Below are 25276 nucleotides of genomic sequence, written 5' to 3' on the forward strand. Positions count from 1 at the left end.
GGCATGGCGCCGCCGCCGCCCGCGCCTCCCCAGGATGAGGTCCCGCCCGGATCAGCCCCGGGGTCAACCCCGGAATCAGCCCCAAGTGGCGGAAGCCTCCTCCCCGGCGGAGGTCTCGAAGGCCGCCGTCATCAGCAGACGCGTGTAGTCCTCGCGCGGCGCCGACGTCACCTGCTCCGTCCCGCCGCTTTCCACCACGCGCCCGTCCTTCATCACCAGGATGCGGTGCGCCATGGCCCGCACCACGCGCAGGTCGTGGCTGATGAAGAGATAGGCGAGCCCGTGCCGCGCCTGTAATTCGCGCAGCAGCTCCACCACTTGCGCCTGCACGGAGACGTCGAGCGCGCTGGTCGGCTCGTCCAGCACCACCAGCTTCGGCCGCAGCACCAGCGCCCGCGCGATGGAGATGCGCTGCCGCTGCCCGCCCGAGAACTCGTGCGGATAGCGATGCGCCGAGGCCGGATCGAGCCCCACCTCCCGCAGCACATCCTCCACCCGTGCCTCGCGCTCCGCCCGCGACAGCTCCGGCTCATGCACCGCCAACCCCTCGGCCACGATGTCCGCCACCGTCATGCGTGGCGACAGGCTGCCGAACGGGTCCTGGAACACCACCTGCATGCTCCGCCGCAACGGCCGCAGCGCGCGCCGCCCCAGCCCGTCGATCCGCTCGCCCTCCAGCCGCACCGTGCCTTCGCCGCGCTCCAGTTGCAGCACGGTCAGCCCCAGCGTCGTCTTGCCGGACCCGCTCTCCCCCACCACGCCCAGCGTCTCGCCGCGCCGGATGGCGAGCGAGACGCCATCCACCGCCCGCACCTCCGACACCACCCGCCGCATCAGCCCGCGCCGCACCGGGAAGCGCACGCGGATGTCCCGCGCATCCAGCACCGTCTTCGCCCGCGGTGCGACCGGCGCCGGCCCGCCCCGCGGCTGCGCGGCCAGCAGCATCCGCGTATAGGGGTGCCGCGGATCGGCGATCACCGAAGCCGCCTCGCCCTGCTCCACCGCCAGGCCGTCCCGCATCACCACCACCCGGTCGGCATGGCGCCGCACGATGCCCAGGTCATGGGTGATCAGCAGCATCGCCATGCCGCTCTCGCGCTTCAACCGGTCCAGCAGGTCCAGGATCTGCGCCTGCACCGTCACGTCCAGCGCCGTGGTCGGCTCATCGGCGATCAGCAGCTTCGGATCGTTGGCCAGCGCCACCGCGATCATCACCCGCTGCCGCTGCCCGCCCGAGAGCTGGTGCGGGAAGGCGTCCAGCCGGTTCTCCAGCGCCGCCAGCCCGGCGCGCCGCAACAGGCGCCGCACCTCCTCCCGCAACGCCACGCCGCGCAGTGGCCGGTGCAGCGTGATCGCCTCCGCCACCTGCCGCCCGATGCTGTGCAGCGGGTTCAGCGAGGTCATCGGCTCCTGGAACACCATCCCCGCCACGCCGCCGCGCAGCCGCCGCAGCTCGCCCTCCCGCGCCGACAGCACCTCCACCCCGTCCAGCCGCACCCGGCCCGAGGGGTTGCTCCCTCCCACCGTCAGCAGCCGCAGGCAGGACAGCGCCGTCACACTCTTGCCCGATCCGCTTTCCCCCACCAGCGCCACCGTCTCCCCCGGCCGCACGTCGAAGGAAACGCCATGCACCACCGGCACGCCCCGGAAGGCGACCTGGAGGTTCTCCACCGCCAGGACCGGCTCGCCCACAGGCTCGCTCATGGCGCTCATCCGCGACCTCCTCCACCGCCCCCTGGCAGCTTGCGCGGGTCGAAGGCGTCGCGCACCGCCTCGCCGATGAAGATCAGCAGCGTCAGCGTGCCCCCCAGCACGGCGAAGGCGGTCGCCCCCAGCCAGGGCGCCTGGAGGTTGTTCTTCGCCTGCGCCACCAGTTCTCCCAGGGAGGGCGAGCCCGGCGGCAGGCCGAAGCCCAGGAAGTCCAGGCTCGCCAGCACCGTCACGCTGCCCGACAGGATGAAAGGCAACAGCGTCAGCGTCGCCACCATCGCATTGGGCAGGATATGCCGCGCCATCACCCGCGCATCCGACACGCCCAGCGCCTTCGCTGCCCGCACATAGTCCAGGTTCCGCCCGCGCAGGAACTCCGCCCGCACCACCCCCGTCAGGCTCATCCAGGAGAAAAGCAGCAGGAAGATCAGCAGCGTCCAGAACCCGGGCTCGATCACCGAGGACAGGATGATCAGCAGGAAGAGCTGCGGCATCCCCGACCAGACCTCGATGAAGCGCTGGAACCCCAGATCCACCCAGCCGCCGTAATAGCCCTGCACCGCCCCCGCCGCGACACCGATCGCCGAGGCCGCGAAGGTCAGCGCGAAACCGAACAGCACCGAGATCCGGAACCCCCAGATCACCCGCGCCAGCACGTCCCGCGCCTGGTCGTCCGTCCCCAGCCAGTGCCGCGCATCGGGCGGGGTGGGCGCCGGCCGCCCCAGATCCCGCACCACCGTGTCATAGCGGTACGGCACCAGCGGCCACACCGCCCAGCCGCGCTTCGCCACCTCCGCCGCCAGCACCGGGTCGTGCCAGTCCGCATCGGTCGGGAAGCCGTCCGGCAGGATGTCGCTCTCGGCATAATCCGTGACCACCGGGAAGAACCACTTCCCCTCCACCCGCGCCACGATCGGCCGGTCATTCGCCAGCACCTCGGCGAAGAGCGTCACCAGGAAGATCGCCCCGAACAGCCACAGCGAGACATGGCCCCGCCGGTTGGCCCGGAAATTCGCCCAGCGGCGCCGGTTCAGGGGACTCATCCGGGGCGGCGCTCCGTGGTCGGGGCGAGGCTCCGCCTCTCCCCGAACCCCTCTCCGCTCAGGGAGGCAGTGCCTCCCCGAGACCCCGCCGGGAGTTGGCTCCATGTGGCCACCACCAGCGCGGTGTCCGATCCCGCACGGCCGGCGAAAACAGCGGGCGCCGGAAAAGAATCCAGCCAGGCCTTAGCCCGTGCGGCGTCGTCCCTCGCCGGAGGGCATGGCCCTCCGGCGCACATCCCCTGGCCGAAAGAGCCAGCGAATGGGAGGTCCAGGAACCTCAGGTTCCTGGCGGATGGGGTTTGGGGAAGGCAGAGCCTTCCCCAAGGACCACGAGGCGTGACACCTCTCAACGCCGTGCCTCGAAATCGATCCGCGGGTCCACGAGGGTATAGGCGAAGTCGCCGATGATCTGCATGACGAGGCCGAGCAGGGTGAAGATGTAGAGTGTGCCGAACATCACCGGATAGTCCCGCCGGATCGCGGATTCGAAGCCGAGCAGCCCGAGGCCGTCGAGCGAGAAGACGATCTCCACCAGCAGCGCGCCGGTAAAGAGGATGCCGATGAAGGCCGAGGGGAAGCCCGCGATGATCAGCAGCATGGCATTGCGGAAGACATGGCCGTAGAGCACGCGCCGCTCGCCCGCCCCCTTGGCCCGGGCGGTCAGCACGTACTGCTTGCCGATCTCGTCCATGAAGGAGTTCTTGGTCAGCATCACCAGCCCGGCGAAGCCGCCCACCACCAGCGCCACGGTCGGCAGCACCATGTGCCAGGCATAATCCAGCGCCCGTTCCCAGAAGGGCCAGTTCTGCGAACCCGAGGAGACCAGCCCGCGCAGCGGGAACCACTGGAAGAACGACCCCCCGGCGAAGACCACCACCAGCAGGATGGCGAAGAGGAATCCCGGGATGGCATAGCCCACCAGCACCACACCGGAGGTCCAGGCATCGAAACCCGTCCCGTCCCGCACCGCCTTGCGGATGCCGAGCGGGATGGAGACGAGATAGATGATCAGCGTGGACCACAGCCCCAGGCTCACCGAGACGGGCAGCCGCTCCCCGATCAGCTCGATCACCGGCCGCCCGCGGAACAGGCTCTGCCCGAAATCGAAGCGCAGATAGTCCTTCAGCATCGCCAGGAACCGCTCCGGCGCCGGCTTGTCGAAGCCGAAGGCCTTCTCGATATCCTTCACCACCGCCGGGTCCAGCCCCCGCGCGCCGCGATAGCCCGAACCTTCCCCGCCCTGGGGCTGGGCCGGCCGCACCTCCGCATTCCCGCCCCCTTCGGTCAGCCGCCCGATCGTGCCGCCCCCGCCACGCTTCAGCTCGGCGATCATCTGTTCCACCGGCCCGCCCGGCGCGAACTGCACCACGGCGAAGTTGATCAGGATGATCCCGAACAGCGTCGGGATCACCAGGATCAGGCGCCGGAGGAGATAGGCGGCCATGCGCGCCGCTCAGGCCGGGGAGCGCCGCGCCTCGGCCAACGCCCGGTCCCGCGCGGGATCGATCCACCAGCCCTCGAAGCCGATATTGTAGCGCGGGTTGCGCGGCGGCCGCCCGAAGCGGTCCCACCAGGCGATGCGGAAACTGTCGCTGTACCAGTGCGGCACGACATGGAAGCCCCAGAGCAGCACGCGGTCCAGCGCATGGGTGCGCGTCACCAGCTCCTGCCGGTCCGGCGCGTTCACCACCAGCTCCACCAGCGCATCCACCACCGGATCGGCGAGGCCCAGCGTGTTGCGGCTGCCATCCTGCTTCGCCGCCGCGCTGCCCCAGAAATCGCGCTGCTCGTTGCCGGGCGACTGGCTCTGCCCGAACAGCTCCACCGTCATGTCATAGTCGAAGTGGTCCATCCGCACCTGGTACTGCGCCAGGTCGATGGTCCGCACATTCGCCTCCACGCCCAGCCGCTGCAGCGATTGCGCATAGGGCAGGGCGATGCGCTCGAACGTCGCGTCGCTCAGCAGGATCTCGAAGCTCAGCTTCTGCCCCTGCGCGTTCACCATCTGCCGGTCACGCACCACCCAGCCCGCCTGCCGCAGCAGTTCCAGCGCGCGGCGCTGGTTGTCACGGTTGTTGCCGCTGCCATCCGTGACCGGCAGCTTGAAGGGCTGCGTGAACAGCTCCGCCGGCAGCCTGTCGCGATAGGGTTGCAGGATCTCCAGCTCCCGCCCCTCCGGCACGCCGGAACAGGCGAGTTCCGAATTGGTGAAGTAGGAATAGCTGCGCTTGTACGCGTTGTAGAACAGGTTGGCGTTCATCCACTCGAAATCGAAGACCAGCCCCAGCGCCTCGCGCGTCCGCCGGTCGGCGAAGAGGGGCCGCCGCAGGTTCATCGCGAAGCACTGCATCCCCGCCGGAAGCTCGTGCTTCAGCTCGTCCCGCTTCACCAGCCCGCGCTGCACGGCGGGGAAGTCATAGGCGGTGGCCCAGGAGCGCGCGATGTTCTCCTGCCGGAAATCGATCTGCCCCGCCTTGAACCCCTCGAAGGCGACGGTCGGGTCGCGGAAATACTCGAAGCGCTGCACGTCGAAATTCTGCAGCCCCTTCATCGTCGGCAGGTCGCGCCCCCAGTAGTCCTTCACCCGCGACAGCACCATGCTGCGCCCCGCCTCGAAGCGCTCCACCTTGTACGGCCCCGAGCCCAGCGGCACCTCCAGCGAGGGCTGCGCGAAATCCCGCCCCTCCCACCAGTGCTTCGGCAGCACCGGCATCTGCCCGATGATCTGCGCCAGCTCCCGGTTGTCCGCGTTGCGGAAGCGGAAGACCACCCGCCGCTCGCCCTCGGCCACCGCCTCCGCCACATCGGCCCAGTAGGCGCGGAAACGCGGATGCCCCTTCTCCATGATGGTGGCGAAGGTCCAGGTCACATCCGCCGCCGTCACCGGCCGGCCGTCATGCCAGCGCGCCTCCTCCCGCAGCTCGAAGGCGGCCCAGCGGTTGTCCGCCGGCAGCTCCACCAGCCTCGCCAGATGCGCATAGGCGGTGCTGGCCTCGTCCGAGCTGTCCATCAGCAGCGTCTCGTAGAGCAGCCCGATCCCCACCGCCGACGTGCCGCGCAGGATGAAGGGGTTGAAGGAGTCGTAGGAACCCAGCGCCGTCCGCACCACCTCGCCGCCCTTCGGCGCATCGGGGTTCGCCCAGGGCCAGTGCGTGAAATCGGGCGGCAGGGAGGGATCGCCCAGCAGCGACAGCGCATGCACCCGGCGCACCGCCGTGTCCGGAATGGGGGAGGGGGTGGGGGCCGCCGTCCCTGCCCCTGGGCCAGGACGGCGCGTGACACCGTCCCCGACAGGGTGGCGGTCATCAGGGAGGCAGCGAGCAGGTCTCGGCGGAACATCCCGCGAGGATGAGGCTTTCCCGCCCCGCCCTCAACCTCTCCCTGCGTAGCGGATTGTCTCACGCTCCGGCGGGCCGGCCCTCCGACCGGAGCCGGAATTTATCCACCCCCGAAACCGTATGCCGCACCGCGGTGTTCCTTCCGGCGAGGCACCGTCTCCGCAAGGGGCAGGGCCACCGGACCGAAACGACATCCCGACCGATGAACCCACGCCCTGGCGGAAACACCATGGGAGTGCCCCCGATGGCCGAGGAACAGCCTGCCGCGAAGAGCCTGGGCGGCGCGATGAAGAATGGCGGGCAGATGCTGCGCAACGGGCTGAACCGCCTGCGCCGCTCGCCCGACGAGCTCCTGGCGCATCTCGACGCGAAGGCGAAGAAGGCGATGGACCGCCTGCGCTCCCGCCGCCGCTGGGAAGCCTGACGCGGCCCCCGGGGACTCCCCGGTCAGCCCGGCGCCGGGCTCAGGATGTGCCCCGCCTGCGCCAGCAGTGCCGGGTCGCCCACGGCGATCACCGTGCCGTCGCCCTCCAGCGTCAACGGCCGTCCCTTCCAGTCGGTGACACGCCCGCCCGCCCCTTCCACGATGGGCACCAGCGCCGCCCAGTCCCAGGGTTTCATCGTGGAATCCACCACCACGTCGATCAGCCCCAGCGCCAGCAGGCCATAGCTGTAGCAGTCACCGCCCCAGCTCACCCGCCGCACCGCGCCGCAGAGCCCGTCCCGCGCCGCGTATTCCTCCGGCCGGAAGATCGTGGGGCTGGTCATCGCCAGCTCCGCCGCCGACAGCTCCGGACAGGCCCGGCACCCCGCCACCCCGCCGAAAGGCCCGCGGAACTCCGTCCGCCGTCCGGTGATCCCGGTCCAGCGCTCCCCCGTCGCCGGCTGGTCGATGATCCCCAGCACCGGCCTGCCCCGGTGCAGCAGCCCGATCAGCGTGCCGAAGAGCGGCCGCCCGGTGACGAAGGCCCGCGTCCCGTCGATCGGGTCCAGCACCCAGACCCATTCGGCATCCGGGCGCACGGAGCCATGCTCCTCCCCGATCACCCCATGCTCCGGGAAGGCGGTCAGCAGATGCTCGCGCAGCACCAGCTCCGCCCGCCGGTCCGCCTCGGTCACCGGGCTGGCGTCGCCCTTGGCCTCCACCAGCAGCGCCGAGCGGAAGAGCGGCCGGATCACCGCCCCCGCCAGGTCGGCACCCGCCTGCGCGGCGGCCAGGAAGCTCTCGGGAGGCACGGGCATGTCCGGCACCGTCAGGGGGTGGGGAGGGGAGGCGGGTTGTCCGACAGCGTCCGCAGATAGGCCAGCACATCCGCCCGCTGCTGCGCGTTGCTCAGCCCGGCGAAGGCCATGCGCGTGCCCGGCATCGCCTTGGCCGGCGCCGAGATGAAGCGGTTGATCGCCTCGTAGTCCCAGACCTTGTCGGCCAGCGCCTTGTTCGCCGGGGAGTAGTTGAAGCCCGCCTCCGCCGCGTGGTGCCGCCCGATGATGCCGTACAGATTCGGCCCCACCCCGTTGCGCCCGTTGTTCTCGAAGATATGGCAGGCCCCGCATTGCCGCTGCACCAGGGTCTTGCCCGTATCCGCATTGGCATTGGCCAGCAGCGGCGCGATGGGGGGCACCTCATAGGGCGCGGGGGCCGCCGCCCCGGCCTCGGCCGGCGCATCGCCGATCTGGATCGCCGGCTTCTCCAGCCGCTGCGGGGAAACGACGACACTGCCGATGAAGCCGGCCACTCCGAAGACGACGCCCGCCGTCAGGATCGCCGCAAACGCCTTGTTCCCCTCCAGGCTCATCGCCCCGTCGTTCCCTTCTTATCGTTTTTCCGCGCCCGCGGGCCGTCGTCCAGTGGCGCAAAGGCCCAGCCCCGCCCAAGCTCCGGCAGGCCCCCCGGCCGCCCCGGCACGGCCTCCATCGGGAGGGCCTGGGGAATCGGCCGGACGGCATGCGCGGAACCCGTTCAGGCCATAGGTTTGCGCCTGTTCCCCGGCTCCATTACAAGCGCCTGGACCTTAATCGCCCAAGGCTCGTCTCACAACCCGTGCGCCCGCTCGTCCTGATCCCGGCCCGGATGGCCTCCACCCGCCTGCCGGACAAGCCTCTCGCCGACATCCATGGCAAGCCGATGATCGTCCACGTCCTCGACCGGGCGCGGGAGGCCGATATCGGCCCGGTCGCCGTCGCCTGCGACAGGCCCGAGATCGCCGAGGCCGTCCGCGCCGCCGGCGGCACCGCCATCCTGGTCGCCGACGACGTGCCCTCCGGCACGGATCGCATCAACCTCGCCCTCGCCACCATCGACCCGGTGGGGGCGCATGACGTGGTGGTGAACCTCCAGGGCGACCTGCCCACCATGCCGCCGGACATGCTGCGCGCCGTGCTCGCGCCGCTGGCCGACCAGCGCGTCGATATCGGCACCCTCGTCGCCCCGATCACCGATCCCGGGGAAGCCGCCGCCCCCTCCGTGGTCAAGGTCGCCTGCGCCTTCCCGCGCGGCGTCGCCGTCGCGCCCGCCCTCTATTTCTCGCGCAACATCATCCCCTCCGGCGAAGGGCCGCACTGGCACCATATCGGCGTCTACGCCTATCGCCGCCCGGCGCTCGCCCGCTTCGTCGCCCTGCCCGAGGGCGCGCTGGAGAAGCGCGAGAAGCTGGAGCAACTCCGCGCCCTGGAGGCCGGGATGCGCATCGGCGTGGTCCGCGTCGATCACGCCCCCTTCGGCGTGGACACCCCAGCCGACCTCGAACGGGCCCGCAGGACCCTCGCATCCGGGAGCCAGGCTGCATGAGCCAGACCATCGCCTTCCAGGGCATGCCGGGGGCCTATTCCGACCTCGCCTGCCGCGCCGCCTATCCGGGCTGGACCACGCTGCCCTGCCCCTCCTTCGAGGCCGCCATGGCCGCGGTGCGGGAGGGCAGGGCCGATCTCGCCATGCTCCCCTGCGAGAACAGCCTGGCCGGCCGCGTCCCCGACATCCACCGCCTGCTGCCCGATTCGGGCCTGCATGTGGTGGGTGAGCATTTCGAGCGCGTCGAGCACTGCCTGATGGCCCCGAAGGGCGCCACCCTGGACAGCCTGAAGCGCATCCACAGCCACCCCGTGGCGCTCGGCCAGATCCTCGACCTGCTGCGCGAGACCGGCCTGCAGGCGGTGATCGAGGCCGACACCGCCGGCGCCGCCCAGCTCGTCGCCCAGCGCGGCGGCATCGAGGACGCCGCCGTCGCCTCCTCCCTCGCCGCTGAGCTCTACGGCCTCGACATCCTCCGCCGCAACGTCGAGGACGCGGCCCACAACACCACCCGCTTCTACGTCATGTCGCGCGAGGCAACCCTGCCGCCGCCGGACACGCCCGGCTGCGTCACCACCCTGGTCTTCCGCACCCGCAGCGTCCCCGCCGCGCTCTACAAGGCACTCGGCGGCTTCGCCACCAATGGCGTGAACATCACCAAGCTCGAATCCTACATGCTCGACGGCCGCTTCGCCTCGACGCAGTTCCTCTGCGACGTGGACGGCCATCCCGACAGCCCGCCGCTGCAACGCGCTTTCGAGGAACTGCGCTACTTCTCGCGCCAGATGCACGTTCTCGGCGCCTATCCCGGCCATGCCTATCGCCGGCAGCAGGAAGAGGCTCCGCTATAAGACATAAGCCCGGCCAAATATTCATATCCGAGCCGGATTCCTGCCTTCCGCCTGCATCCGGAATGCTCCACAAGAACCGCAGGCGCATCCAGGCTGGTGAATATTCTTCCCGGTCCTGACGCGCAGCCTATTTCTTGAGACGCCCTTGAGACGCAGGAGCAGCGGCCCGCATGGATCTCGCCACTATTCTTCCGGCCCTGCTAATGGGGATCGTGGAGGGGCTGACCGAATTCCTGCCCATCTCCTCCACCGGCCACCTGATCCTGCTCAGCGACCTGATCGGCTTCCAGGGCCCGCCCGGCAAGACCTTCGAGATCGTCATCCAGCTCGGCGCCATCCTGGCCGTCATCGTCGTCTACTGGCGTGACCTCATCGCCATGGCCACCGGTTTCTGGGTTCCGCGCTCGCGCGAACGCTACGCGGTGGTCAACCTGATCCTCGCCTTCATCCCGGCGATGGTGCTCGGCGCCCTGCTGCACAAGACCATCACCGAGGTCCTGTTCAACCCCTATGTCGTCTGCTTCGCCCTGATCATCGGCGGCGTCGCGCTCATCATCATCGAACGCAACCGCCCCAAGCCGAACATCCACTCCATCGCGGAAATCGGCCCGCTCTCCGCCCTGCTGATCGGCTTCGGCCAGGTGCTCGCCATGATCCCCGGCACCAGCCGCTCCGGCGCCACCATCATCTTCGCCCTGCTCTTCGGCGTGGAACGCAAGGCAGCGGCCGAGTTCTCCTTCCTCCTCGCCATCCCCACCATGCTCGCCGCCACGGTCTACAGCCTCTACAAGGCCCGCGCCGAGCTCGCTGTCGGCGACATCAGCGAGATCGCGATCGGCTTCGCCGCCGCCTTCGTCGTGGCGCTGCTGGTGGTCCGCTGGGTGATCCGCCACATCAGCCGCATGGGCTTCCAGCCCTTCGGCTGGTACCGCATCGCCCTCGGCCTCGTGATGCTGGCGCTCCTCGGCCTGCGCTGAGGAACTACCCTCGGGGGAAACACCTGCGCTAGGCTCGCCCGGAAGTGGCGCCGGGCGCCACGACAGGAAAGTCTCCCCCGAGGTCCCATGCGCCGCATCGCCGCTCTCGCGCTTCCCGCCCTGCTGCTGGCCGGGTTCGTGCCGGGTCCCGCCAGCGCCCAGATGTGGCCGAACGATGTCGGCCCACGCCGCGACATGCTGGAACTCGCCCTCCAGCCCTTGCAGCGCTTTCAGCCCCCACCTTCCATCGCGCCCGCCGCAGCCATCCCGCCGCCACCCGTGGCGCCCCTGCCGGTCTGGACCCAGCCCGTGCCGGCACAACCCGCCCGCACCGCGCCACGCCGCGTCGCCCGCAGCACGCCGCCCCGCACACCCCCGCAGGCCCAACAGCCCCAGCCATCCGCCGCCGCGATCGGCGATCTGGAGCAGCGCCTCGCCGGGCGCGAAAAGCAGCTCGAGGAAATGCGCCGCCAGATAGAGACGGACCGGCGCAGCCTCCAGGCCCTGCGCTCCACTTCGGACAATGGCGCAAAGCCCGCGGCGAGCGTGTCTTCCACAATACAGTGATGCCAAAAAGTGACGGCCTCATCTCTTTCCGTGGTAGCAACCAGAGCCGTTGTCTGTTCTTGCTTGTAACAGGCGGATCGTCACGATTCGTCCAGAAGAACCAGGGAGTATGCGGGATGAATGCCCGTCTTTTCTTTGCCCTTCCCCTGCTCGCCGCGGTCGCGGCCTGCGCCAGCAGCCCTCCCCCCCGCCGCCGCCGGCGCCCGCTCCCGTCGTTGAGGCCCCGGCCTTCCCGCCCGGCCTCGACGGCGTCTACACCGGCTACGCCGTGGCCAACCAGCGCGCCTGCCGTCCCGCCCGCGTGGCGGTGACCAGCACCGTCGCCAACGGTCAGGCCGTGTTCCGCTGGTTCCGCCGTGCCGAGGTCGAGACCAAGATCCACGCCGATGGCGGCGTCGATTACCTGTTCGATGGTGGCCAGACCACCGGCACCTTCGCCCCCGGCACCTTCACCGGCAAGGCTGTGACGCAGAGCGGCGCCTGCACCTACACGCTCACGCTGAAGCGCTCGTAACCCCCGCACGCCTCCGGGCCGCGGAACGGGAAAGGGCGGCCGGGAAAACCGGCCGCCCTTTTTCATGCCCCATCACTCTCCCGTCAGGGGAGGCGGCACCGCCATTCCGGCGGCCTCCGCCAGCCCCTGCCGGCGAGGCTCTCAGCCAGCGAGGCCGGACGCCACCGTGTAGTCCGCCTCGGTCTTGCCGCGCACCTCATCAAGGGTCACGCCCGGCGCCAGCTCGATCAGCTCCATCTTCCCCGCCTCCTTGTCGATGGAGAAGACGGCGAGCTCGGTGATCACCAGATCCACCACACCCTTGCCGGTGAGCGGCAGGTTGCAGCTGTGCAGCAGCTTCGGCGCGCCCTTGGCGGTGTGCTCCATCAGCACCACCACGCGCTTCACGCCGGCGACGAGGTCCATCGCCCCGCCCATGCCCTTCACCATCTTCCCCGGCACCATCCAGTTCGCCAGGTCCCCATTCTCCGCCACCTGCAGCGCACCCAGCACCGACAGGTCGATATGCCCGCCGCGGATCATCGCGAAACTGTCGGCGGAGGAGAAGAAGGAGGTGGTCGGCAGCGCCGTCACGGTCTGCTTGCCGGCATTGATCAGGTCCGGGTCCTCCTCGCCCTCATAGGGGAAGGGGCCCATGCCCAGCATGCCGTTCTCGCTCTGCAACTGGACGTTCACACCCTCCGGGATGTGGTTCGCCACCAGCGTCGGGATGCCGATCCCGAGATTCACGTAGAAACCGTCCTCAAGCTCGCGGGCGGCGCGCGCCGCCATCTCGTCGCGGGTCCAGGGCATCGTCGCGTCTCCTCAGGCGGTGGCGGGGTCGGAACCGGCGGCGGCGGAAGCCGTCCCGCCGCGCTTGCGCACGGTGCGCTGCTCGATCCGCTTCTCGTAGCCCGCGGGCAGCTTCACGATCCGCTGCACATAGATCCCCGGCGTGTGGATCTGGTCCGGGTCGATCTCCCCGGGCTCCACCAGCTCCTCCACCTGCACCACCGTCACCTTGGCGGCGGTCGCCATCATCGGGTTGAAGTTCCGCGCCGTCTTGCGGAAGACAAGGTTGCCCTCGGTATCCGCCTTCCAGGCATGGACGAGCGCGAGATCGGCGAAGATCCCCCGTTCCATCACATAGTCATGACCGTCGAAGTTCCGCACCTCCTTGCCCTCGGCCACCGCGGTGCCGACGCCGGTGCGGGTGAAGAAGGCCGGGATGCCCGCCCCGCCCGCGCGGATGCGCTCGGCCAGCGTCCCCTGCGGGTTGAACTCGATCTCCAGCTCCCCGGCCAGGTACTGCCGCGCAAACTCGGCATTCTCGCCGACATAGGAGGAGATCATTTTGCGGATCTGCCGCGTCTCCAGCAGCAGCCCCAACCCCGCCCCGTCGATGCCCGCATTGTTGGACACGACCGTCAGGTCCCTCGCGCCGCTGTCCCGCACCGCCTCGATCAGCGCCGCCGGAATGCCGCAAAGCCCGAAGCCACCGGAATGGATCAGCATCCCGTCATGCAGCAACCCGTCCAGCGCCGCCGCCGGACTGTCGTAAACCTTTCTGCTCATTCCCACTCCCTGGCCTCTGCCCGGCCCCGTGCGCTGGCCCATTGCCCTGCGGATTTCGCGGCACGGTAATCCGTCGCGCGCATGTTTTAAAGTCACGGTAGGGGGCTTGCGGGGGTCTGCGGACGCGGCTAAAAGCCCGTTCACCGCAGCACGGCGGGGCCATAGCTCAGTTGGGAGAGCGCCTGAATGGCATTCAGGAGGTCGTCGGTTCGATTCCGATTGGCTCCACCATGACGAGGGGTTTCCGGAAACGGAAACCCCTCGAGCCTTTTTCGGCCCCCACTCACGCGCCGCCATCGCAGCCGGGTCCCCGCCAGGAACCTCCGCCCAGACCGCGGCAGCCCCGCTTCAGCTCAGGCTGACCACCCGCCAGGCATGCTCCTGCCCGTCCGCCTCCACGATCGTGACATTCTCGCCGGGCCGCAGCCGCGCCCGCAACTGCATCACCGCATGCAGCGGCGCATCCATCGCGGCCGAAGCCTGCCCGCCCTGCCCGAAGAAGCGCAGCGCCCAGCCCATGTCCTCGTCATACTGCACATCCCCCTCCGTCAGGCCCTCGCCCGGCCAGAGGCGCCGCGCCGGCCAGGGATTCGGGTCCGCATGCCAGGCCTCGGGGGAGGGGAGCCCGTCCGGCCCCAGGGTCAGCGTGATCTCATAGCGATGGTCGCGGCTTCCTTCCGGAAGGCTCGCCCCGCCACTCGGGGAGAGGATCAGCAGGGCCAAATGCCACCTCCTTCAGCGGATCGCGGCGGCCGAGGCCCCCAGCCAAGGGGGCTCAGATGGCCACGCGCGCACCCAGTTCCACCACGCGGTCGCTGGGGATTCGGAAAAACTCCGTCGCGGGCAGCGAGTTGCGGCTCATCAGCGTGAACAGCCACTGCTGCCAGCCCGGCATCTTCGGCACGGAGGCCGCCACCACCGTCTCGCGTCCCAGGAAATAGGAGGCCTGCATCGGCTCGAAGGGCACGCCCATCGTCTCGTGCATCATCTCCAGGTCGCGCGGGATGTTCGGGCTCTCCAGGAAGCCATAGCGCAGCAGCACGCGATAGATCCCGGGCCCCAGCTCCTCCGCCGAACCCCGGTCGCGCACCTGCGGCACATCCTCGTTGAGCACCGTGACGAACACGATCCGCTCGTGCAGCACCTTGTTGTGCTTCAGGTTGTGCAGCAGCGCGTTGGGCACGTAGTCCGCCTGCCCCGTCATGAAGATCGCGATCCCCGGCACCCGGATGGTGCGCGACTGCGGCAGCCGTGCCAGGAAGGACTTCAGCGGCAGGCTGTCCTGCTGGAAGCGCCGGAACAGCAACTCCCGCCCGCGCCGCCAGGTCAGCATCTGCACATAGAGCACCGCCCCCAGCAGCAGCGGCACCCAGCCGCCATCGGGGATCTTCAGCACGTTGGAGATGAAGAAGGCGAGGTCCAGCAGCAGGAGCGGCAGGAAGACCAGCGTCACCAGCCACCAGGACCACTGGAACCGGCGGTGGAAGACGATGGCGGCGAGGCAGGAGGTCGCCACGAACGTCCCCGTCACCGCGATGCCATAGGCCGCCGCCAGGCTGTCGGAGTTGCGGAAGGCCACCACCAGCACCACCACCCCGGCCAGCAGCGAGAAGTTCACCTGGGGCACATAGATCTGCCCCTCCTCCGTCTCGCTGGTGTGCTTCACCACCAGCCGCGGCAGCAGGCCGAGCTGCACGCATTGCCGCGCGATGGAAAAGGCGCCCGAGATCATCGCCTGGCTGGCGATGATCGTGGCCAGCGTCGCCAGCACCACCATCGGCAGCCGCAGCCAGTCCGGCGCCAGCAGGAAGAAGGGGTTCTCCAGCGCCTCGGTGTTGTTCAGCACCAGCGCGCCCTGGCCCAGATAGTTCAGGATCAGCGAAGGCAGCACGAAGCCCAGCCAGGCCATCCGGATCGGCCGCTTTCCGAAATGCCCCATATCGGCATAGAGCGCCTCCGCCCCCGTCACCGCCAGCACCACCGATCCCAGGGCGATGAAGGCCGCCAGCCGGTAGGCGACGCAGAACTGGATGGCATGGTGCGGCGACAGCGCCTCCAGCACCCCCGGCTCGCGCAGGATCTCGATCAGCCCCAGCAGCCCGATCAGCCCGAACCACAGCACCATCACCGGGCCGAAGATCCGCCCCATCGCATGGGTGCCGCGATACTGGATCAGGAACAGCCCGATCAGCACCGCCAGCGAGACCGGCACCACGATCTCCCCGAAGGTGGGCGAGATCACCTTCAGCCCCTCCACCGCCGAGAGCACGGAGATCGCGGGGGTGATGATCCCGTCGCCGAAGAACAGGCAGGCCCCGGCGATGCCGATCAGCGCCACCATGTGACGCCCCCGCTCGGTTCCCACCGCGCGCTGCGCCAGGGCCATCAGCGCCAGGATGCCGCCTTCGCCCCGGTTGTCCGCACGCAGCACGATCAGCACGTATTTCACGGTCACCACGATGATGACCGACCAGACGATCAGGCTGAGGACCCCCAGGATCTCCCAGCGCTCCAGCCCGTCGGAGGCGAAATGCACGAGTGCGGCCCGGAGCGCATAGAGCGGGCTGGTGCCGATATCGCCGAAGACGACGCCGAGAACCCCCACCACAAGGCCGATGCTCAAAGGGCGGGATTCACTGCTGGACGTGGTCGGTGTCACGATGTCCGGAATATTCCAGTGGAGCCCCAAGGCATACGCCGGAGGCGGAGACGCCCGCAAGGTCCGCCCCCAGCCCCCTCTCCGGACCGTGCGAGTCCATCCCCCCGCCCGCTGCTGAATTTCCTGTGCGCGCCGCTTTCGTGGCCGGCCCCGGGCTGAGGCTCCGCCTCCCCCGGCCCCCTCCGCTGGGGGGATGGTATCCCCCCAGACCCCGCCTTTCGTTGGCACGGGTGGTTCCACCAGCCCGCAGGCCGATCCCTGGGAGCAGGTGGATCAGCGGCGCTCCCGAAAGGAAAAATGCACCCTCTTCGCGCTGGTGGCGGCCGCCGTCGCCGGAGCGCGATGCTCTCCGGCGCGATCCGGCATCAGCAAGTGCCAGCGAACCGGGTCCAGGGCCCGCAGGGTCCTGGTAGAGTGGGGGTTTGGGGGCGAGGCAAAGCCTTGCCCCCAAAGGCACCCCCTCCGGAGGGGATCAGTGCCCGCGCAGGATCTGCGACAGGAAGGCGCGCAGGCGGTCTGTGCGGGGGTTGTTGAACATCTCCTCCGGCGTGCCGGATTCGACCACCTCGCCCCGGTCCATGAACACCACCCGGTCGGCCACGGTGCGGGCGAAGCCCATCTCGTGGGTCACGCAGATCATGGTCATGCCGCTTTCCGCCAGGCTGACCATGGTGTCCAGCACCTCCTTGATCATCTCCGGGTCCAGCGCCGAGGTCGGCTCGTCGAACAGCATGATCTTGGGCTTCATGCACAACGCCCGGGCGATCGCCACGCGCTGCTGCTGCCCGCCCGAAAGCTGCCCCGGGTACTTGTTGGCCTGGTCGGGGATCTTGACCTTGCGCAGGTACTCCATGGCCTCCTCCTCGGCCTGCGCCTTCGGCACCTTGCGCACCCAGATCGGCGCCAGGGTGCAGTTCTGCAGGATCGTCAGGTGCGGAAACAGGTTGAAGCTCTGGAACACCATGCCGACCTCGCGCCGGATGGCGTCCAGCGCCCGGATGTCATCCGTCAGCTCCACCCCGTCCACCACGATCCGGCCCTGCTGGTGCTGCTCCAGCCGGTTGATGCAGCGGATCATGGTGGACTTGCCCGAGCCCGAGGGCCCGCACACCACCACCCGCTCCCCCGCCGCCACCTGCAGGTTCACGTCCCGCAGCACATGCATCGTGCCGTACCACTTGTTCACGTTCTCCAGCAGGATCGCCGGCGGCGCCCCCGTCTGCACGGCGGAGGCGAGCTGCGGTTCCGGGCTCAGCGTTGCGCTCATGGTGTCACTCTCCGGGGAAAAGGGGGTCAGCGCCGGCGGTGCCGGTTGAGCTCGGCCTCGAGGTTCTGGCTGTAGCGCGACATGGCGAAGCAGAAGCAGAAATAGATCAGCGCCACCACGACATAGACCTCGATGCCGAAGCCCTGCCAGGCGGGCTCCACGATCGCGGTCTTGGCAGCGGTCAGCAGGTCGAAGATGCCGATGATCAGCACCAGCGACGTGTCCTTGAAGAAGCCGATGAAGGTGTTCACCAGCGGCGGGATCACGAGGCGCAGCGCCTGCGGCAGCACGATCAGCCCGGTCTTCTTCCAGTAGCTCAGGCCCAGCGCGTCCGCCGCCTCGTACTGCCCCTTGCTCAGCGCCTGCAGCCCGCCGCGCACCACCTCCGCCAGATAGGCGGCGGCGAAGAGGATGATGGCGATCTGCGCGCGCAGCAGCTTGTCGATGTTCATCCCCTCGGGAAGGAACAGCGGGAACATCACGCTCGCCATGAACAGCAGCGAGATCAGCGGCACGCCGCGGATCAGCTCGACATAGACGATGCAGAGCAGCCGGATCGCCGGCATCGAGGAGCGCCGCCCCAGCGCCACCAGGATCGACAGCGGGAACGCCACCGCGATGCCGAAGGTGGACAGGATCAGCGTGATCGGCAGCCCGCCCCAGCGCTCCTGCGGCACATAGGTGAGACCGAACACGCCCCCCCACATCAGCAGCGCGATGACGGCCAGCGTCACCAGCCACACCACCCCCAGCTCCCACCGCCAGAAGCGCCGCATGGCGGAGACGATATAGAGCCCGATGAACAGCAGGCAGACCAGCGCCGGCCGCCACTGCTCGTCATAGGGGTAGGTGGCGAAGAGGATGAAGCGGTACTTCTCCGTGATCACCGCCCAGCAGGCGCCCGTGCCCTGCACCGCGCGGCAGGCCTGGGTCTGGTTGTCCGGCACATACCAGACGGCGTTCAGGAAGGCCCAGTCCACGAAGCCGATCGCCCAGCGCACGATCAGATAGATCAGCGCCAGCGTGACCGCGGTGGACCACCAGGAGGAGAACAGGTTCGCCCGCAGCCAAGCCACCGGCCCCACCACCGTGGTGGGGGGCTGGCGCGGCGCCGCCTCGGGCGAATTGGCGGCGGCGGTGTTGAGGGTGATGTCGCTCATGCTGCCTCTCCCTCTCTCAGCGTTCCACCAGCGCGATGCGCGTGTTGTACCAGTTCATGAACAGGCTGATGCTCAGGCTGATGGTCAGGTAGACCAGCATGATGATGGCGATGCCCTCGATCGCCTGCCCCGTCTGGTTCAGCGTCGTGTTGGCGATGGACACGATGTCCTGATAGCCGATGGCCACCGCCAGCGAGGAGTTCTTCGTCAGGTTCAGGTACTGGCTGGTCATCGGCGGGATGATCACCCGCAGCGCCTGCGGCAGGATGATCCGCCGCAGCATCATCCCCGGCCGCAGCCCCAGCGCCTGCGCCGCCTCCCACTGCCCCTGCGGCACGGAGGTGATGCCGGCGCGCACGATCTCGGCGATGAAGGCCGCCGTGTACATCACCAGGCCCAGCAGCAGCGCGAAATATTCCGGGCTCACCGTGATGCCGCCCTGGAAGTTGAAGCCGCGCAGCGCCGGGATGTCCGGCGTCCAGGGCGCGCCCAGCACCCCCCAGATCACGATCGGCAGGCCGAGGATCAGCCCCAGCCCCACCGGCCAGACCCGGCGCGGCTGCCCGTCCTGCATCTGCTTCGCCCGAGCGGAGCGGGCATAGGCCCAGGTGCCGGCCACCCCCGCCACGAGGCCCAGCAGCGCCCAGTTGTGCGCCTCCGTCCACTCGACCCAGGGCAGCTTCAGCCCGCGATTGCTCAGGAACACGCCCGTCACCGGGTTCAGCGACTGCCGCGGGGCGGGGAGCCCCTGCATGATCGTGTACCAGAACAGCAGTTGCAGCAGCAGCGGCACGTCGCGCACCGCCTCGACATAGACCGCCGCGATCTTGCTCAGCAGCCAGTTCTTCGACAGCCGCGCGATGCCCACCATCGTGCCGAAGACCGTGGCCAGGATCACGCCCACCACCGCCACCTTCAGCGTGTTCAGCACGCCCACCGTCAGGGCGCGGAAATAGGTGCTGGTGGGCGAGTACTCGATCAGGTGCTCGCCGATCGGCAGCCCGGCCTCGCGCCAGAGGAAGCCGAAGCCCGTGGCGATGCGCCGCACCTCCAGGTTGCGCGCGGTGTTGCTGGCCAGCCACCAGACGATGGCCACCACCAGCCCCAGGATCAGCACCTGCCAGACGATCGAGCGCACCCGCTCGTCCCGCCAGCTCAGGCGGAAGGCTTTCTTCGGGGGCGCCTTCATGGTGCGCGGGTCCGTCGAGCTCTGCGACATCGGGAAAGCCCCTTGCGTCTGTCCGGCCTTCTGCGGGCCGCGTCCGGAGGAAAATGCCGCGGGCCGGACCCGGCCCGCGGCGTTCAGCTCAGCTCAGCGCATCGGCGGCGCGTATTGCAGCCCTTCCTTGGTCCACAGCGCGTTCTTGCCGCGGGGCAGGCCGATCGCCTTCAGGTTGCGGTCGAACACCTCGCCATAATTGCCCACGGCCTTGATGATCTGCACCGCCCAGTCGTTCGACACGCCCAGCATCTTGCCCAGGTCGCCGTTCTTGCCGACGAAGCGCTGGATGTCCGGGTTCGGGCTGTTCGCCATCGAATCCACGTTCTTGGAATCGATCCCCAGCTCTTCCGCGGTCACCAGCGCGAAATGCGTCCAGCGCACGAGGTCGGCGAAGCCCGGGTCGCCCTGCCGCACCGCCGGCGCCAGCGGCTCCTTGCTGATCAGCTCCGGCAGGATCACGTAGTCGTCCGGCTTCGGCTGGGTGGAACGCGTCGCCGCCAGCCCCGAGGCATCGGTCGTATAGGCATCGCAGCGCCCGGCCACGAAGGCGCTCACCAGCTCCTCCAGCCGCTCGATCACCACCGGGGTGAACTTGATGTTGCTGGCCCGCGCCCAGTCGGTCAGGTTCTGCTCGGTGGTGGTGCCCGGCTGCACGCAGATCGTGGCGCCGTCCAGCTCCTTGGCGCTCTTCACCCCCAGCGACGTCTTCACCATGAAGCCCTGGCCGTCATAGAAGGTCGTCGCCGCGAAATCGAAGCCCAGGCTGGTGTCGCGCGACAGTGTCCAGGTCGTGTTGCGCGCCAGCATGTCCACCTCGCCCGACTGCAGCGCGGTGAAGCGGTTCTGCGCCGTGGTCGGCACGTAGCGCACCTTGCTGGCATCGCCGAAGATCGCCGCCGCCACCGCCTTGCAGTAGTCCACGTCGAAGCCGCGCCACACGCCCTGGCTGTCCGGCTGGGCGAAGCCCGCCAGCCCGGTGTTCACCCCGCAGACGAGGCTGCCGCGGGACTTGATCGCTCCCAGCGTCGCCCCGGCCGGAGCCGCGGGTGCCTGCTGTGCCGCAGCCGGCGTCGCGAAAGCCCCGAGCGCCAGGGCGCCAAGGGACCCGAGCATGACGGCAAGCCGAAAAGGCCGCATTCCCTGAACTCTCCAAAATGGATTCCACAGATCCCGCCCGTTGCCCGGCACGGTGGGCCATCATTCCGGGGTCCTACATTCCGGTCTGGCAGCCCTGCGTAAATCGATACCCTTGACCTTCGAACGGCGCAAATCCTCGCTTCGCATCGGCTTCTGCCCGAATCTGCGCCATAAGAGCCCGCCGTAGCCAGCAAGGGCCGTGCCATGAACTGGAACAGGCCCGCCCGAACCCCAGCCCGCGGAAGGCCCACCACCATGCGCATCATCCCGAAAACGGACCTGGACCGGCTGCTCCCCTGGCCGGAACTGCTCGCCGCGCTGGAGGAGGTCTTCCGCCTCGGCTGCGAGGCCCCGCTGCGCCATCACCACCCCGTGCCGAACGGCCCGGATGCCACCGGCTCGCTCCTGCTGATGCCCGCCTGGTGGGCAGACCGCTTCACGGGGGTCAAGATCGTGCATGTCATGCCAGCGAACGCCTCCGCCGGCCTGCCCGCCGTCCAGTCCTCCTACCTGCTCTCCGACGGCCGCACCGGGGAGGCCCTGGCCCTGCTGGATGGTGGCGCCCTGACCGACCGCCGCACGGCGGCCAGCAGCGTCCTCGCCGCCCGGTTCCTGGCCCGCCCCGGCAGCCGCCGCCTGCTCATCATGGGCAGCGGCCGCGTCGCCGAGGCGCTGGCCGCCTGCTACGCCAGCACCTTCCCCCTGGAACAGGTCGCCATCTGGTCGCGCCGCCCGGAAAACGCCCAGACCCTGGCCCGCCACCTGCGCGCCGAGGGCCTGCCCGCCGAGTCCGTGCCGCAACCGGACCTCGCCTCGGCCGACATCATCGCCTGCGCCACCCTCTCGGCCACGCCGCTGGTCACAGGCGACTCCGTCCGCCCGGGCACCCATGTGGATCTCGTCGGGGCGTTCCGCCCCACCATGCGCGAAAGCGACGGCCCCCTCCTGGCCCGCGCCCGCCTCGTGGTGGACACCCGCCCCGGCGCCCTGGCCGAGGCCGGCGACGTGGTCCAGGCCATCGCCGAGGGTGCCATCACCGAAGCGGACATCGCCGCCGACCTGGCCCAGCTCTGCCGGGGCGAGGCCCAGGGGCGCCGCTCCCCCGAGGAGATCACCGTCTTCAAATCCGTCGGCTGGGCCGGCGAGGACCTCGCCGCCGCCGCCCTGGCCTACCAGCGCGCCACCTGAACCGCGCGGCACCTTGCCTCCGCCCCCAGGGGGCAAGGCTCCGCCGTCGACGCACTGCGTCGACGGCGGAGCCTTGTCCCCCGGAGGACAGGGCAAGGCCCGCAGTCAGGCCGCCTGGTCAGAGCAGAAAGGCCAGGGCCTCCTCGCAGCCCTGTTCCACCTTCAGCGCCAGCATCCCATCCGCCCGGGTCCGGCCCAGATTCACCGCCGCCACCGGCTTGCCGGCCTTCACCGCCGCCTGCACGAAGCGGAAGCCCGAATAGACCATCAGCGAGGAGCCTACGACCAGCACGGCATCGGCACGCTCCAGCGCCTGGAAGGCATCCTCCACCCGCGCCCGCGGCACGTTCTCGCCGAAGAACACCACATCCGGCTTCAGCAGCCCACCGCAGACGGGGCAGTCCGGCACAACGAATCCTGCGAAATCCCGCCCCTCCAGATCGGCATCCCCATCGGGCGCGATCCCGGCGGCCAGTCCGGCCCAGTCCGGGTTCAGGCGCACCAGCTCCGCCTGCATCTCCTCGCGGGGCATCGTGTGGCCGCAGGCCAGGCAACGGACAACGTCCAGCCGCCCATGCAGGTCGATGACGCGCCGGCTGCCGGCCGCCTGATGCAGGCGATCCACATTCTGGGTGAGAAGAATCTCCACCCCGCCCCGCTGCTCCAGCCGGGTCAGCGCGAGATGCGCGCGGTTCGGCCGCACCGTGCGGAAGAACCGCCAGCCGACCATGCCCCGGGCCCAGTACCGGCGGCGGGTGGTGCCCTGGCCCAGAAAGGCCTGGAGGGTAACAGGCGGGCTGCGCTTCCACTGGCCTTCGGCGTCCCGGTAGTCCGGGATGCCGGAATTCGTGCTGACGCCGGCGCCGGTGAGGAGGAAGAGCCGCGGGTGACGGTCGAGGAAGGCCTGGAGCGGCGCCGGATCGGTCATGAAGGGAAGATGTGGGCGCCCCCCGGGATGCGCCAGGGCACCCGGATTCGAGGCATCCGACAGGCACGGTGTTTCACAGTGTTGCGATTGATATCCATTATCAATTAAACCCCCGCCTCCGCTTCGGGATGACGAATCGTGCCTGCTCCTTCAGCCTCGAAACACCTCCCTCTTTGCCTGGGCCTGCTCGGCCTGGCCGCCGCCGCCCCCGCCGCATGGGCGCAATCGGGCGAGGGGACCACCAGCCAGCCGCTGGTCCTGCCCACGGTCTCCGTGGAGGGGCGGGGCAGGCCGGCGGAAACCGCGCGCGGCCCGGTCGAGGGCCTGGTCGCCACGCGCAGCGCCACCGGCAGCAAGACCGACACGCCGCTGGTGGAGACGCCGCAATCCGTCTCCGTCATCACCAGCGACCAGATCGAGATGCTGAACATCGGCTCGGTCAACGAGGCCCTGCGCTACAGCCCCGGCGCCTTCAGCAGCGGCACGGACTATCGCGGCGAGTATTTCAGCGTCCGCGGCTTCAGCGCCGATGTCTTCCTGGACGGGACGCGCGTGCCGGCGCCGGTGACGGCGCAGTCCTTCCGCATTGAGCCCTGGGGCATGGAACGGATGGAACTCCTCCGCGGCACCACCTCGGCCCTCTATGGCCAGGGCAATCTGGGCGGGCTGGTCAATGCCGTCAGCAAGACGCCCTATCCGGGCCAGGTGCGACAGATCGCCTTCCAGGCCGGCAGCTTCGGCCGCCTCCAGGGCATGTGGGATGTCGGCGGCAGCCTGACCGGCGACGACACGCTGCTCGGCCGCTTCGTCGGCCTCATCCGCGATGCCGACACGGAATTCGACGGCGGCACCGACAACCGCATCTACCTCGCCCCGTCGCTGCGCTGGCGCCCGCGGGCGGACACCACCCTGACCCTGCTCGGCAGCTATCTGCGCGACGACAACGGCGTGACCGGCCAGTGGCTGCCGCCACAGGGAACGGCGCTCTACAATCCCAACGGCACGATCCCGCGCGGCCGCACCACGGGCGAGCCGGGCTGGGACACCTACCGCAAGAGCCAGTACAGCCTGGGCTACATGTTGGACCATCAGGCGACCGACTGGCTGACGCTGCGGCAGAACCTCCGCTACACCTACCAGTCCCTCGACTACAACACGATCTACGCCTCCGGCCTCGTCGCCGGGCAATGGCGGCGGGCCAACCGCGTCGCCTCGATCAACCAGCCACTCGCCGCCTCGCTGACCCTGGACAACCAGGCCGAGGCGCGCTTCGACACCGGCCCGCTGCGCCACACCGCCCTGGTCGGGCTCGACTACCGCTACCAGCGCGTCAGCAACCGCACCTGGGCGGGCGCCACCACGACGCTGGATGTCTATGACCCGTCCTACGGCACCGTGCCCACCCTGCCGCGCGGCGCCTCCAGCATCACCCTGAACAACCAGACGCAGAACCAGCTCGGCCTCTATGCCCAGGACCAGGCGCGGCTGGGCAACTGGATCCTGACCCTGACCGGCCGGCAGGACTGGGCCAGTTCCGACACGCACAACAACCTCACCGGCAGAAACACCAGCCAGGATGACAGCGCGCTCACCGGCCGCGCCGCGCTGCTCTACGCCTTCGATTTCGGCCTGTCCCCCTACATCTCCTACGCAACCTCCTTCCTGCCGGTGCTCAGCACCTATGCCCCGCAGCGTGGCGGCGGGGCCTTCAAGCCCGTCACCGGCACGCAGTACGAGGGCGGCGTGAAGTACCAGCCGCCCGGCAGCCGCAGCCTCTTCTCGGCGGCCTATTTCGAGCTGACGCAGAAGAACGTCACGACCACCGACCCGGTCTACGCGAACTATTCCATCCAGACCGGCGAGGCGCAGTCGCGCGGCGTGGAGCTGGAGGCCCGTGTCGCCCTCACCGACGGGCTCAGCCTGATCGGCGCCTATACGGCGCAGGAGACGGAGGTGACGCGCAGCAACACCAACAATGTCGGCCGCCGCCTGACCACCGTGCCCAACCACATGGCCTCGCTCTGGGGCGACTACAGCTATCCGGTGTCGGAGGATCTGACGCTCGGCCTCGGCGCGGGCATCCGCTACGTCGGCAACACCATGGCCAACAACACGCCCACGGCGACCACGCCGATCTTCCACGCGCCGGGCTTCACCCTCTACGACGCCATGCTGCGCGCGGACTACAAGCAGTGGCGCATGACCGTGACGGGCACCAACCTGGCCGACAAGGACTACTTCGCCGCCTGCTACGCCACCTCCTGCTCCTACGGCGTCGGCCGCGCCGTCTACGCCACGCTCGCCTATCGCTGGTAAGGGCTGCCGGCGTTGCTCTGTCCCGGGGGAAGGCTCCGCCTTCACCCCCGGACCCCC

Annotated in this window: 23 protein-coding genes and 1 tRNA gene; 9 read left to right on the forward strand and 15 right to left on the reverse strand. The window is 69.4% G+C overall.

The genetic code is table 11. The features are described 5' to 3' along the window. Positions 1–75: 75 nt before the first annotated feature. The 4 genes from MVG78_RS05380 to MVG78_RS05395 all read right to left on the reverse strand — a co-directional run bounded on the left by MVG78_RS05380 (position 76) and on the right by MVG78_RS05395 (position 5964). Positions 76–1704 (reverse strand): ABC transporter ATP-binding protein, encoded by a 1629-nt coding sequence (locus MVG78_RS05380; protein WP_247558899.1) that lies wholly within the window; start codon positions 1702–1704, stop codon positions 76–78. 5 nt (positions 1705–1709) lie between these two features. After that, a complete protein-coding gene (locus tag MVG78_RS05385) occupies positions 1710–2753 on the reverse strand; it encodes an ABC transporter permease (RefSeq protein ID WP_247558901.1) in 1044 nt (347 codons plus the stop codon). A 346-nt stretch (positions 2754–3099) separates the two neighbouring features. Then, a complete protein-coding gene (locus MVG78_RS05390; RefSeq protein ID WP_247558902.1) occupies positions 3100–4197 on the reverse strand; it encodes a microcin C ABC transporter permease YejB in 1098 nt (365 codons plus the stop codon). A gap of 9 nt (positions 4198–4206) precedes the next feature. Then, positions 4207–5964, reverse strand: a complete 1758-nt coding sequence (locus tag MVG78_RS05395) for an extracellular solute-binding protein (protein WP_247558903.1) — start codon at positions 5962–5964, stop codon at positions 4207–4209. 356 nt (positions 5965–6320) lie between these two features. Here MVG78_RS05395 and MVG78_RS05400 point away from each other — a divergent pair, with 356 nt between their 5' ends. Next, a complete protein-coding gene (locus tag MVG78_RS05400; RefSeq protein WP_247558904.1) occupies positions 6321–6515 on the forward strand; it encodes a hypothetical protein in 195 nt (64 codons plus the stop codon). A 23-nt stretch (positions 6516–6538) separates the two neighbouring features. Here the strand turns inward: MVG78_RS05400 and MVG78_RS05405 are convergent, their stop codons facing one another. Both MVG78_RS05405 and MVG78_RS05410 read right to left on the reverse strand, forming a co-directional pair. Next, complete coding sequence (locus MVG78_RS05405) at positions 6539–7333, reverse strand: inositol monophosphatase family protein (RefSeq protein ID WP_247558905.1); 795 nt, start codon at positions 7331–7333, stop codon at positions 6539–6541. A gap of 11 nt (positions 7334–7344) precedes the next feature. Next, on the reverse strand, positions 7345–7887 hold the full coding sequence (locus tag MVG78_RS05410; protein ID WP_247558906.1) for a c-type cytochrome: 543 nt from the start codon (positions 7885–7887) through the stop codon (positions 7345–7347). 245 nt (positions 7888–8132) lie between these two features. Here MVG78_RS05410 and MVG78_RS05415 point away from each other — a divergent pair, with 245 nt between their 5' ends. The 5 genes from MVG78_RS05415 (at position 8133) to MVG78_RS05435 (ending at position 11788) form a co-directional block, all read left to right on the forward strand. Next, on the forward strand, positions 8133–8879 hold the full coding sequence (locus tag MVG78_RS05415) for a 3-deoxy-manno-octulosonate cytidylyltransferase (RefSeq protein ID WP_247558907.1): 747 nt from the start codon (positions 8133–8135) through the stop codon (positions 8877–8879). Beyond that, positions 8876–9730, forward strand: coding sequence for a prephenate dehydratase (locus tag MVG78_RS05420; protein ID WP_247558908.1), 855 nt, complete (start codon positions 8876–8878; stop codon positions 9728–9730). The genes MVG78_RS05415 and MVG78_RS05420 overlap by 4 nt, the downstream gene beginning before the upstream one ends. 170 nt (positions 9731–9900) lie before the next feature. Further along, entirely contained in the window at positions 9901–10707 is an 807-nt protein-coding gene (locus tag MVG78_RS05425; RefSeq protein ID WP_247558909.1) for an undecaprenyl-diphosphate phosphatase, read from the forward strand. An 87-nt stretch (positions 10708–10794) separates the two neighbouring features. Continuing rightward, on the forward strand, positions 10795–11274 hold the full coding sequence (locus MVG78_RS05430; RefSeq protein ID WP_247558910.1) for a hypothetical protein: 480 nt from the start codon (positions 10795–10797) through the stop codon (positions 11272–11274). Positions 11275–11542: 268 nt separating this feature from the next. Beyond that, positions 11543–11788 (forward strand): hypothetical protein, encoded by a 246-nt coding sequence (locus MVG78_RS05435; RefSeq protein ID WP_247558911.1) that lies wholly within the window; start codon positions 11543–11545, stop codon positions 11786–11788. Positions 11789–11929: 141 nt separating this feature from the next. Here MVG78_RS05435 and MVG78_RS05440 read toward each other — a convergent pair whose 3' ends face one another. Together MVG78_RS05440 and MVG78_RS05445 are read right to left on the reverse strand one after the other, a co-directional pair. Next, on the reverse strand, positions 11930–12580 hold the full coding sequence (locus tag MVG78_RS05440) for a CoA transferase subunit B (RefSeq protein ID WP_247558912.1): 651 nt from the start codon (positions 12578–12580) through the stop codon (positions 11930–11932). A 12-nt stretch (positions 12581–12592) separates the two neighbouring features. After that, positions 12593–13342 (reverse strand): CoA transferase subunit A, encoded by a 750-nt coding sequence (locus tag MVG78_RS05445; protein WP_247558913.1) that lies wholly within the window; start codon positions 13340–13342, stop codon positions 12593–12595. A 155-nt stretch (positions 13343–13497) separates the two neighbouring features. Here MVG78_RS05445 and MVG78_RS05450 point away from each other — a divergent pair. Then, positions 13498–13573, forward strand: a tRNA-Ala gene (locus tag MVG78_RS05450). A 117-nt stretch (positions 13574–13690) separates the two neighbouring features. On the opposite strand, the gene MVG78_RS05455 is transcribed toward MVG78_RS05450, so the two are convergent. From MVG78_RS05455 to MVG78_RS05480, 6 genes are all read right to left on the reverse strand, one after another. After that, entirely contained in the window at positions 13691–14065 is a 375-nt protein-coding gene (locus MVG78_RS05455; protein WP_247558914.1) for a hypothetical protein, read from the reverse strand. Between the two features lie 52 nt (positions 14066–14117). Further along, entirely contained in the window at positions 14118–16013 is a 1896-nt protein-coding gene (locus MVG78_RS05460; RefSeq protein ID WP_428480800.1) for a potassium transporter Kup, read from the reverse strand. 460 nt (positions 16014–16473) lie between these two features. Continuing rightward, entirely contained in the window at positions 16474–17268 is a 795-nt protein-coding gene (locus MVG78_RS05465) for an amino acid ABC transporter ATP-binding protein (RefSeq protein ID WP_282615051.1), read from the reverse strand. A gap of 26 nt (positions 17269–17294) precedes the next feature. After that, positions 17295–18428, reverse strand: a complete 1134-nt coding sequence (locus MVG78_RS05470; RefSeq protein ID WP_247558916.1) for an amino acid ABC transporter permease — start codon at positions 18426–18428, stop codon at positions 17295–17297. 16 nt (positions 18429–18444) lie between these two features. Next, positions 18445–19647, reverse strand: a complete 1203-nt coding sequence (locus MVG78_RS05475; protein ID WP_247558918.1) for an amino acid ABC transporter permease — start codon at positions 19645–19647, stop codon at positions 18445–18447. A gap of 93 nt (positions 19648–19740) precedes the next feature. Further along, positions 19741–20763 carry an amino acid ABC transporter substrate-binding protein gene (locus tag MVG78_RS05480; RefSeq protein WP_247558920.1) on the reverse strand — a complete coding sequence of 341 codons (1023 nt, stop codon included), beginning with the start codon at positions 20761–20763 and terminating at the stop codon, positions 19741–19743. A 279-nt stretch (positions 20764–21042) separates the two neighbouring features. Between MVG78_RS05480 and lhpI the strand changes: the two genes are divergently transcribed. Then, positions 21043–21975: a bifunctional Delta(1)-pyrroline-2-carboxylate/Delta(1)-piperideine-2-carboxylate reductase gene (lhpI, locus tag MVG78_RS05485; RefSeq protein WP_247558922.1), complete on the forward strand. Its 933-nt coding sequence runs from the start codon at positions 21043–21045 to the stop codon at positions 21973–21975. Positions 21976–22093: 118 nt separating this feature from the next. Here lhpI and MVG78_RS05490 read toward each other — a convergent pair whose 3' ends face one another. Then, a complete protein-coding gene (locus tag MVG78_RS05490) occupies positions 22094–22903 on the reverse strand; it encodes an NAD-dependent protein deacetylase (RefSeq protein WP_247558923.1) in 810 nt (269 codons plus the stop codon). Between the two features lie 138 nt (positions 22904–23041). On the opposite strand from MVG78_RS05490, the gene MVG78_RS05495 reads away from it, so the two are divergent. Further along, positions 23042–25219 (forward strand): TonB-dependent siderophore receptor, encoded by a 2178-nt coding sequence (locus MVG78_RS05495; protein ID WP_247558924.1) that lies wholly within the window; start codon positions 23042–23044, stop codon positions 25217–25219. Positions 25220–25276 lie beyond the last annotated feature (57 nt).

The sequence above is a fragment of the Roseomonas gilardii subsp. gilardii genome (assembly GCF_023078375.1).
GTDB lineage: Bacteria > Pseudomonadota > Alphaproteobacteria > Acetobacterales > Acetobacteraceae > Roseomonas > Roseomonas gilardii.

Bases quoted from the DNA above. Each gene is read 5' to 3' on its own strand.
- MVG78_RS05380 (WP_247558899.1), bottom strand. From the start codon at position 1,704: ATGAGCGAGCCTGTGGGCGAGCCGGTCCTGGCGGTGGAGAACCTCCAG.
- MVG78_RS05385 (WP_247558901.1), bottom strand. From the start codon at position 2,753: ATGAGTCCCCTGAACCGGCGCCGCTGGGCGAATTTCCGGGCCAACCGG.
- MVG78_RS05390 (WP_247558902.1), bottom strand. From the start codon at position 4,197: ATGGCCGCCTATCTCCTCCGGCGCCTGATCCTGGTGATCCCGACGCTG.
- MVG78_RS05400 (WP_247558904.1), top strand. From the start codon at position 6,321: ATGGGAGTGCCCCCGATGGCCGAGGAACAGCCTGCCGCGAAGAGCCTG.
- MVG78_RS05405 (WP_247558905.1), bottom strand. From the start codon at position 7,333: ATGCCCGTGCCTCCCGAGAGCTTCCTGGCCGCCGCGCAGGCGGGTGCC.
- MVG78_RS05410 (WP_247558906.1), bottom strand. From the start codon at position 7,887: ATGAGCCTGGAGGGGAACAAGGCGTTTGCGGCGATCCTGACGGCGGGC.
- MVG78_RS05420 (WP_247558908.1), top strand. From the start codon at position 8,876: ATGAGCCAGACCATCGCCTTCCAGGGCATGCCGGGGGCCTATTCCGAC.
- MVG78_RS05425 (WP_247558909.1), top strand. From the start codon at position 9,901: ATGGATCTCGCCACTATTCTTCCGGCCCTGCTAATGGGGATCGTGGAG.
- MVG78_RS05430 (WP_247558910.1), top strand. From the start codon at position 10,795: ATGCGCCGCATCGCCGCTCTCGCGCTTCCCGCCCTGCTGCTGGCCGGG.
- MVG78_RS05440 (WP_247558912.1), bottom strand. From the start codon at position 12,580: ATGCCCTGGACCCGCGACGAGATGGCGGCGCGCGCCGCCCGCGAGCTT.
- MVG78_RS05445 (WP_247558913.1), bottom strand. From the start codon at position 13,342: ATGAGCAGAAAGGTTTACGACAGTCCGGCGGCGGCGCTGGACGGGTTG.
- MVG78_RS05465 (WP_282615051.1), bottom strand. From the start codon at position 17,268: ATGAGCGCAACGCTGAGCCCGGAACCGCAGCTCGCCTCCGCCGTGCAG.
- MVG78_RS05470 (WP_247558916.1), bottom strand. From the start codon at position 18,428: ATGAGCGACATCACCCTCAACACCGCCGCCGCCAATTCGCCCGAGGCG.
- MVG78_RS05475 (WP_247558918.1), bottom strand. From the start codon at position 19,647: ATGTCGCAGAGCTCGACGGACCCGCGCACCATGAAGGCGCCCCCGAAG.
- MVG78_RS05480 (WP_247558920.1), bottom strand. From the start codon at position 20,763: ATGCTCGGGTCCCTTGGCGCCCTGGCGCTCGGGGCTTTCGCGACGCCG.
- lhpI (WP_247558922.1), top strand. From the start codon at position 21,043: ATGCGCATCATCCCGAAAACGGACCTGGACCGGCTGCTCCCCTGGCCG.
- MVG78_RS05490 (WP_247558923.1), bottom strand. From the start codon at position 22,903: ATGACCGATCCGGCGCCGCTCCAGGCCTTCCTCGACCGTCACCCGCGG.